This is a genomic window from Variovorax sp. YR750 (assembly GCF_900109805.1).
Taxonomy (GTDB): Bacteria; Pseudomonadota; Gammaproteobacteria; order Burkholderiales; family Burkholderiaceae_C; genus Variovorax; species Variovorax gossypii.
The window spans coordinates 341275-348285 of the sequence record NZ_FOBJ01000008.1 but is presented as its reverse complement, the minus strand read 5'-3'; the positions used below and the strand labels follow the sequence as shown (position 1 = coordinate 348285).

The following is a 7011-nucleotide window of genomic DNA, read 5'->3' as shown; positions in this document are numbered from 1 at the left end:
GGGCAGAACTTGTCGAGCTCGGCGATGTGCAGGGTGAGGGGGCGCTGGATGTTGTCGGCTTCGTCGAGGGCGGCGTCGATGCCCACGCCGTAGTAACCGACGGCGACGTCGGCGTCGGTGCGACAGGCGCTCAGGTAGGCGAGCTTGCCGCCCAGGCAGAAGCCGAGCACGCCGACTTTCTTTTCGGGCACCTCCGCGCGGCCGCGCAGCGTGTCGATGGCGGTCTGCATGTCTTCCATGCCCTTGGCTTCGTCGAAGCCGCCGTAGAGCGCGAAGGCGCGTTGCCAGTCGGCTTCGCTGTAGCCGAGTTCCACGTTCGGCTCCTGCCGCCAGAACAGATCAGGCACCAGCACCACGTAGCCTTCTTCGGCGTAGTAGTCAGCCACCTCGCGCATCGTGTGGTTGATGCCGAAGATTTCCTGCGCAATCACAAGGCCCGGGCCGGTACCGGCTCCGGGCAGTGCGAGATAGCCGCGGAAAGTGCCGCTGCCGTCCTTGGCTTGCATCTGGATGTACTGGCCTGTCATCGCGTGTTTCTCCTGTCGAGGGTTTGTGTATGTGAGAGCGCTGTCACTGCTGTTGCTGTTGCAACTGCTTGAACATGACGTAGGCATCGACGTAGCCGTGCTGCGGATGCCTGAACGCACCGGGCAGCGTGCCGACGATGGCGAAGCCCATCTTGCGCCACAGGCGCACCGCGCCCTCGTTGGTCGACACCACGAAGTTGAACTGCATCGCGCGAAAGCCCATGCGCAGGGCCTCCTGCTGCGAGTGTTCGCACAGCGCCGACGCCACGCCCATGCCGCGCGCTGCATCGGACACCACGTAGCCGCAATTGCTTACGTGCGAGCCCTGGCCGGGCTGGTTGGGGCGGATGACGTAGGTGCCGAGCACCTTGCCTTCGTCGTCGCAGGCCACGAAGGTTGCAGTGGGAACTTTCGTCCACGAATGGCGTGCCTGTTCCTCGGAGACGTCGGGCGGATAGGTGTAGGTGTCGGCGCGCCGGAAGGTGGGTTCGAGAACGGACCAGATGGCCGGCCAGTCCGCATCGGTGGCGGCGCGTATGTGCAGCATGGGGTGATTCACGAGGGCGTTCGGTTTCAGCAAGGATAATCCGCGGCCATGGAAATCATCAGCTTTCTCGTCGACTTCGTTCTTCACGTCGACAAGCACCTCCAGCAATTCGTCATCGCCTACGGCCCCTGGGTCTATGCATTGCTGTTCCTCATCGTCTTCGTCGAGACCGGCGCGGTGGTGATGCCGTTCCTTCCGGGCGACTCGCTGCTCTTCATCGTCGGCGCGCTGTGCGGTGCGGGCCTCATGAACTATCCGCTGGCCTGCGGCATCCTGATCGCTGCCGCGATCCTGGGCGACCAGTGCAACTACTCGATCGGCCGCTACTTCGGGCCGAAGGTGTTCCAGTGGGAGAGTTCACGCTTCTTCAACCGCAAGGCCTTCGACCAGGCCCATGCCTTCTACGAGCGCTACGGCGGCATCACGATCATCCTCGCGCGCTTCATGCCCTTCATCCGCACCTTCGCGCCCTTCGTGGCCGGCGTGGCCGAGATGAACCGCGCGAAGTTCACCATGTTCAACGTGGTCGGCGCGCTGATCTGGGTGCTGGGCATCGTGACGGCGGGTTACTTCTTCGGCAACCTGCCGCTCGTGCGCGAGCATCTCGACAAGATCATCTGGGCGCTGATCTTCGTGCCGGGTCTGCTGGCGATCTATGGCGCATGGCGCGCCTCGAAGGCCGAGAAGGCCCGCGCGGCGCAGGCCTCGCAGGCCTGAAGCAGTCAGCCGATCAACCATTAAAAAAAGCGCGCCACCGGCGCGCTTTTTCGTTCAGGCCCGTTCAGCGCCCGGGCCGTATCGCGGTGCCTCAGTAGTTCGGGCCGTTGCCCGGGTAGTAGCCGCTGCCGCGCGGATAGCGCTGCTGGTTGTAGTAGTTGCGTTCGTCGGCATTGCGGCCGATCTGGTTGCCGATGATGCCGCCGATGGCCGCACCACCCACCGTGCTCGCGGTGTTGCCGCCGATGGCGTTACCCACCAGCGCGCCGCCTACCGCGCCCACGCCGGTGCCGAGGTTCTGGTTGGGGCCGCTCGCGCAACCCGCGATCGTCATGACCGAGGTGGCTGCAGCAGCAGCGATCCAGAGACGTGTGTTCATGATGTCCACCTTTCGAGGAGTGATGCTTCATCATCTCCAACAGGTGGCCCCATGCCGTGTAGGAACCTGCCGCACGTGCCTGTGCGCGCTCTCGCGTCGCCAGGCGTGGGACAGGAGTGCACGCTTTGGCTTTACAGAAGCCCAGGCGTGCGATCAGAGTTGCCGGCTGCGCGCGAGCGGCGGGTTCTGCGCGAAGTAGCGCTGGATGCCGCGCATCAGCGCGTCGGCCAGGTTCTCCTGGTAGTCGACGCGGCGCAGGTTGGCTTCTTCTTCCGGATTGCTGATGAAGGCGGTTTCCACCAGCACGCTCGGAATGTCGGGTGCCTTCAGCACCGCGAAGCCGGCCTGCTCGACCGAGCCCTTGTGCAGCCGCGCACCGATGCCCTTGATCTCGCCGAGCATCGCGCCGCCGAGCTTCAGGCTGTCGTTGATCTGCGCGGTGGTGCTCATGTCGAGCAGCGCGCGCTGCACCTGCGCCTCGTGGTTGCCAACGTTCACGCCGCCCACGCGGTCGGCGTCGTTTTCCTTGTTGGCCAGCCAGCGCGCGGCGCTGCTCGACGCGCCGCTCTGGCTCAGCGCGAACACGCTGGCGCCGCGCGCGGCGGGCGTGGTGAAGGCGTCGGCATGGATGCTCACGAAAAGGTCGGCCTGCACGCGCCGCGCCTTCTGCACGCGCACGCCCAGCGGCACGAAGAAGTCTGCGTCGCGCGTGAGGAAGGCGCGCATCGGGCTGCCGTTCACGCTGCTCGCGTTGATGCGCTGGCGCAGGCGGTGGGCCACCTGCAGCACGATGTCCTTCTCGCGCGTGCCGTTGGGGCCTATGGCGCCGGGGTCTTCGCCGCCATGGCCGGGGTCGAGCGCCACGATGATGATGCGGTCGGTGCGGTTGGCCGTGGCGGCAACCGGTGGGGGCGGCGGAGCGGCCGGTGTAGCGGGCCTGACGGGCGCGGTGGCCACCACGGGAGGCGGTGGCGGCATCGAAGGCCTGTCGCCGCCTGTCATTGCGGCGGGCGGCGGCGATTGCGGGCCCGGGCGCATCGACTGCTGCGCCATCAGGTCGCCGAGCGGATCGGCGGCCGGCGCAGTCGCCACCGCCGGCGGCGCAACCGTGGAGCCGCCGCCCGTGGAGCGGGGCGCATCGCGCAGGCGTTCGGCGATCAGCGCTTCCATCGGGTCGACTGCCTGCTCGGGATACAGGTCGAGCACCAGCCTGTGCTTGTAGGCAGCCACGGGCGCGAGCGAGAACACCTGCGGCACCACGGCCTGCTTCAGGTCGAACACGATGCGCACCACCTTCGGCGCGTTCTGCCCGACGCGCAGGCCATTGATGTACGGGTCGCCGGGCTTGATCTTGCCGACCAGCTCGCGCAGTTCGGGGTTGAGGTCGATGCCCTCGATGTCGACGGCGAGCCGCGGCGGGCTGCCCACCACGAGCTGCTGCGAATTGAGCCGTGCGTCGGATTCGATGGTGACGCGCGTGTAGTCGGCGGCGGGCCATACGCGCACTGCGAGGATGGTGGCTCCGCGCGCGATCTGGTGCACGCCGAGCATCAGCGCGATGCTGCCGCCCTGCAGCAGCACGCGCCGTTTCAGGCCGGCCGCCTTCATGCGGCGATGCGCGCCAGCAGATCGCTGCCGCGAGGGGTGTTCGCGAGGAGGGTCACGCTGCGTGTGTCGTCAGTCATTGCTTCTATTTTAATAGCGAGGTCGGCAACTGGTGTGCGGCCCGCGGCGTTATCCGGCCATTCGGCCAGCTTGAGGCCCGGCCCGGCGAAGATGTCGCGGAAGCCGGCGTCGTCCCATTCGCGCGGATCGGCGAAGCGGTAGAAGTCGAAATGGAAGATCTGCAACCCGTCGGGCGCCTCGTGGGGCTCGACCACCGCGTAGGTGGGGCTCTTGATGCGCCCGGCGATGCCCAGGGCACGCAGCAGATGGCGTACGAAAGTGGTCTTGCCGGCACCGAGATCGCCATGAAGTTCGATGAAGGCGTCGCGCAATGCAGGCGATGCGGCCAGTGCCCGCGCGAAGGCGTCGGTGTCGGCTTCGCTGCACCAGCGCAGGCTGCGGGTGCTCTTGTGCGTTTCTACAATCGGCAAGTGATCGTCAGCCATCCACTCGTTGTTCGTATTCAGGCCTTGGCCCGGGAACTCGGATTCTCCCAAATCGGAATCGCGGGCGTCGATTTGTCGAGCGCCGAAGCCGGTCTGATGCAATGGCTGGCCCATGGGTTCCATGGCGAGATGCAATACATGGAAACGCACGGCACGCGCCGCGCCCGGCCGGCCGAGCTGGTGCCGGGCACGGTGAGCGTGATCACCGCGCGCATGGACTACCTGCCGCGCAGCACAAGCCCCGAATGGCAGACCGTCGAATTCGACAGGCTCAAGCGTCCCGGCGAGGCCATCGTCTCCGTCTACGCACGAGGCCGCGACTATCACAAGGTCCTGCGCAACCGGCTCGCGAAGCTGGCGGAGCGCATCGCCGAGGAGGTCGGCCCCTTCGGCCACCGCGCCTTCACCGACTCGGCCCCCGTGCTAGAAGCCGAACTGGCCTCCCGCAGCGGCCAGGGCTGGCGCGGCAAGCACACGCTGGTGCTCGACCGCGACGCGGGCTCGATGTTCTTCCTGGGCGAGATCTACGTCGACATGGAGCTGCCCCCCAGCGAACCCGTCACCGCGCACTGCGGCAGCTGCAGCGCCTGCATCGACGTGTGCCCGACGCAGGCCATCGTGGCGCCGAAGAGGCTCGATGCCCGGCGCTGCATCTCGTACCTCACCATCGAGCACGGCGGGCCCATTCCGGTCGAGCTGCGCCCGCTGATGGCCAACCGCATCTACGGCTGCGACGACTGCCAGCTGATCTGCCCCTGGAACAAGTTCGCGAAGAAAAGCACGCTGCCCGACTTCGACGCGCGCGAAGAGCTCACGGGGCGCACGCTGGCCGATCTCTTCGCGTGGACCGAGCAGGACTTCCTGCGCCGCACCGAAGGCAGCCCGATCCGTCGCATCGGGCACGAGCGCTGGCTGCGCAATATCGCGGTCGCGTTGGGCAACGCGGTGAGGGCGGGCGAGGGCGGTGCGAAAGAGGCGCTGGCAACCCGTGCCGAACACCCGAGCGAACTGGTGCGCGAGCACGTCGCGTGGGGCCTGGCGCAGCAGGCCACGCACTGAGGCTCGTCAGGCCGGCAGGATCTCGCGCACGCGCTCCCACGGCCGGCACATCAGCGTGCCGCGCGGCGACACCACGATGGGGCGCTGCAGCAGGATCGGGTGCTCGACGATGAAGTCGAAGATCTGGTCGTCGGTCCACTTCGAGTCGGCCAGGTTCAGCTCTTCGTACGGGGCTTCCTTGGTGCGCAGCAGCTCGCGCGCGCCCATGCCCATGGCCTTGGAGAGCTCGCGCAGCTTCTTCTTCGAGGGCGGGGTTTCAAGATAGAGAACGATCTCGGGCTCCACGCCGCTTTCGCGGATCAACGACAGCACGTTGCGCGAAGTGCTGCAGTTGGGCTTGTGGTAGATCGTCATCGGATAGGCGGTGGTCGGGGTGCGTGTGGTCATGGTGTCGATGATAGGAAACCGGCCTCAGCCTTACTGTGCCGGGTCGGGCGAGAGCGGAAAGCGCTTCGCCCAGAACTCCGCCAGCCGCGGATCGGCATCCACGCGACGCACCACCCGAGTCATGCGCGGTGCCACGCGGTAGAAGCGCCTGCGGCCCGGCGTCCAGCGCGACATCACGGTCACGTACAGGTCGAGCATGCTGATGTGGTCGCCGAGCAGGTAGGGCGCAGGCTCGTCGATCTGCGAATCCATCAGCTGCCAGCAATGCGCGATGCGCTCGGCCGTGCGTTCGAGCATGGCCGGCTGCGCCGCGGGGTCGGGCACCAGGCGCGAAGGCTCGTCGCGCACCCAGAACATCGAATAGATGGCAGCCGGCAGGTAGACCATCCAGCGCAGGTAGCACGAGCGCATCGGGTCGTTGAGCGCGGGGCAGAGGCCGGCCTCCGGATAGCGGTCGCCGAGCCAGATGAGGATGGCCGCGCTCTCGGTCATCACCTCGCCCGAAGGCAGCACCAGCGCCGGCACCTGCCGCATCGGGTTGACGCCCGACACGCGCTCGCGCTCGGCTTCGCTTTCCCAGGTGGCGATGTCGACGGTGTCGACCTGCGCGCCGATCAGCGTCAGAGCGGCGTGTATGGGCGTTGCACCCGAGCCGGGTGCGCCGTAGAGGGTGTAGCGGTCTTCGTGTGCGGATGTGGATGGCATCCGCGCAGGTTACGCAGGCCGCCCCCCGTTGTCACGTAGGTCAGGCGGCCAGCAGCGCGTCGACTTTCTTCAGGGCTTCGAGCGTCTTGAAGCAGGCTTCGGCCACTTCCGTGCCCTTGACCGCGAAGTGGCGGTGGAAATACTTGCGGTGCTCCACATGCTCGTGGAAGTGGTGCGGCGTGAGCACGGCCGAGAAGATCGGCACGTCGGTCTCCAACTGCAGCGACATCAGCGTGCTGACCACCGTGTTCGCCACGAACTCGTGGCGGTAGATGCCGCCGTCCACCACCAGCGCGCAGCCGATGATGGCCGCGTACTTGCCCGAGTTGGCGAGCCGCTTGGCGTGCAGCGGAATCTCGAAGGCGCCGGGCACGTCGAAGATGTCGATGAGATCGCGCGCCACGCCGAGGCGGTCCATCTCCTCGAGGAAGGCGTCGCGCGCCTGGTGAACGATGTCGGAATGCCACTGCGCCTCGACGAATGCGATGCGCGTGCCGCGTGGCGAACCCGACGCGGTGACGGCGGAAAGGGGAAGGTCGTTGATCTGACTCATGGTGTGCCTCTTGAAAGCAGGTTTCC

Annotated in this window: 10 protein-coding genes; 2 read left to right on the top strand and 8 right to left on the bottom strand. The window is 66.9% G+C overall.

Annotated elements, in window-relative coordinates:
• Together BMY35_RS18880 and BMY35_RS18875 are read right to left on the bottom strand one after the other, a co-directional pair.
• The coding region (locus BMY35_RS18880) for a dienelactone hydrolase family protein (RefSeq protein WP_143080707.1) at window positions 1–527 on the bottom strand (527 nt) is incomplete at its 3' end.
• A gap of 43 nt (window positions 528–570) precedes the next feature.
• Complete coding sequence (locus BMY35_RS18875; RefSeq protein ID WP_093202188.1) at window positions 571–1074, bottom strand: GNAT family N-acetyltransferase; 504 nt, start codon at window positions 1072–1074, stop codon at window positions 571–573.
• Between the two features lie 48 nt (window positions 1075–1122).
• On the opposite strand from BMY35_RS18875, the gene BMY35_RS18870 reads away from it, so the two are divergent.
• Entirely contained in the window at window positions 1123–1791 is a 669-nt protein-coding gene (locus BMY35_RS18870; protein ID WP_093202185.1) for a DedA family protein, read from the top strand.
• A 91-nt stretch (window positions 1792–1882) separates the two neighbouring features.
• Here BMY35_RS18870 and BMY35_RS18865 read toward each other — a convergent pair whose 3' ends face one another.
• The 3 genes from BMY35_RS18865 to tsaE all read right to left on the bottom strand — a co-directional run bounded on the left by BMY35_RS18865 (window position 1883) and on the right by tsaE (window position 4281).
• The gene (locus BMY35_RS18865) at window positions 1883–2170 is read right to left on the bottom strand and encodes a glycine zipper domain-containing protein (RefSeq protein WP_093202247.1); all 288 of its coding nucleotides are present in this window, start codon (window positions 2168–2170) and stop codon (window positions 1883–1885) included.
• A gap of 153 nt (window positions 2171–2323) precedes the next feature.
• A complete protein-coding gene (locus BMY35_RS18860) occupies window positions 2324–3778 on the bottom strand; it encodes an N-acetylmuramoyl-L-alanine amidase (protein ID WP_093202182.1) in 1455 nt (484 codons plus the stop codon).
• A complete protein-coding gene (tsaE, locus tag BMY35_RS18855; RefSeq protein WP_093202180.1) occupies window positions 3775–4281 on the bottom strand; it encodes a tRNA (adenosine(37)-N6)-threonylcarbamoyltransferase complex ATPase subunit type 1 TsaE in 507 nt (168 codons plus the stop codon). The genes BMY35_RS18860 and tsaE overlap by 4 nt, the downstream gene beginning before the upstream one ends.
• Here tsaE and queG point away from each other — a divergent pair.
• Window positions 4267–5340: a tRNA epoxyqueuosine(34) reductase QueG gene (queG, locus tag BMY35_RS18850; protein ID WP_177213663.1), complete on the top strand. Its 1074-nt coding sequence runs from the start codon at window positions 4267–4269 to the stop codon at window positions 5338–5340. The genes tsaE and queG overlap by 15 nt on opposite strands.
• A 6-nt stretch (window positions 5341–5346) precedes the next feature.
• Here queG and arsC read toward each other — a convergent pair whose 3' ends face one another.
• Genes arsC through BMY35_RS18835 form a run of 3 tightly spaced genes read right to left on the bottom strand, consistent with a single transcriptional unit; the run spans window position 5347 to window position 6985 of the window.
• Window positions 5347–5727 carry an arsenate reductase (glutaredoxin) gene (gene arsC, locus BMY35_RS18845; RefSeq protein WP_093202177.1) on the bottom strand — a complete coding sequence of 127 codons (381 nt, stop codon included), beginning with the start codon at window positions 5725–5727 and terminating at the stop codon, window positions 5347–5349.
• 30 nt (window positions 5728–5757) lie between these two features.
• Window positions 5758–6432, bottom strand: coding sequence for a glutathione S-transferase family protein (locus BMY35_RS18840; protein WP_093202174.1), 675 nt, complete (start codon window positions 6430–6432; stop codon window positions 5758–5760).
• A 40-nt stretch (window positions 6433–6472) separates the two neighbouring features.
• Window positions 6473–6985: a 6,7-dimethyl-8-ribityllumazine synthase gene (locus BMY35_RS18835; protein ID WP_093202171.1), complete on the bottom strand. Its 513-nt coding sequence runs from the start codon at window positions 6983–6985 to the stop codon at window positions 6473–6475.
• Window positions 6986–7011 lie beyond the last annotated feature (26 nt).

Excerpts from the sequence above, each read along its gene's own strand:
- BMY35_RS18860 (WP_093202182.1), bottom strand. The coding sequence starts at position 3,778 with ATGAAGGCGGCCGGCCTGAAACGGCGCGTGCTGCTGCAGGGCGGCAGC.
- arsC (WP_093202177.1), bottom strand. The coding sequence starts at position 5,727 with ATGACCACACGCACCCCGACCACCGCCTATCCGATGACGATCTACCAC.
- BMY35_RS18840 (WP_093202174.1), bottom strand. The coding sequence starts at position 6,432 with ATGCCATCCACATCCGCACACGAAGACCGCTACACCCTCTACGGCGCA.
- BMY35_RS18865 (WP_093202247.1), bottom strand. The coding sequence starts at position 2,170 with ATGAACACACGTCTCTGGATCGCTGCTGCTGCAGCCACCTCGGTCATG.
- BMY35_RS18875 (WP_093202188.1), bottom strand. The coding sequence starts at position 1,074 with ATGCTGCACATACGCGCCGCCACCGATGCGGACTGGCCGGCCATCTGG.
- tsaE (WP_093202180.1), bottom strand. The coding sequence starts at position 4,281 with ATGGCTGACGATCACTTGCCGATTGTAGAAACGCACAAGAGCACCCGC.
- BMY35_RS18835 (WP_093202171.1), bottom strand. The coding sequence starts at position 6,985 with ATGAGTCAGATCAACGACCTTCCCCTTTCCGCCGTCACCGCGTCGGGT.
- BMY35_RS18870 (WP_093202185.1), top strand. The coding sequence starts at position 1,123 with ATGGAAATCATCAGCTTTCTCGTCGACTTCGTTCTTCACGTCGACAAG.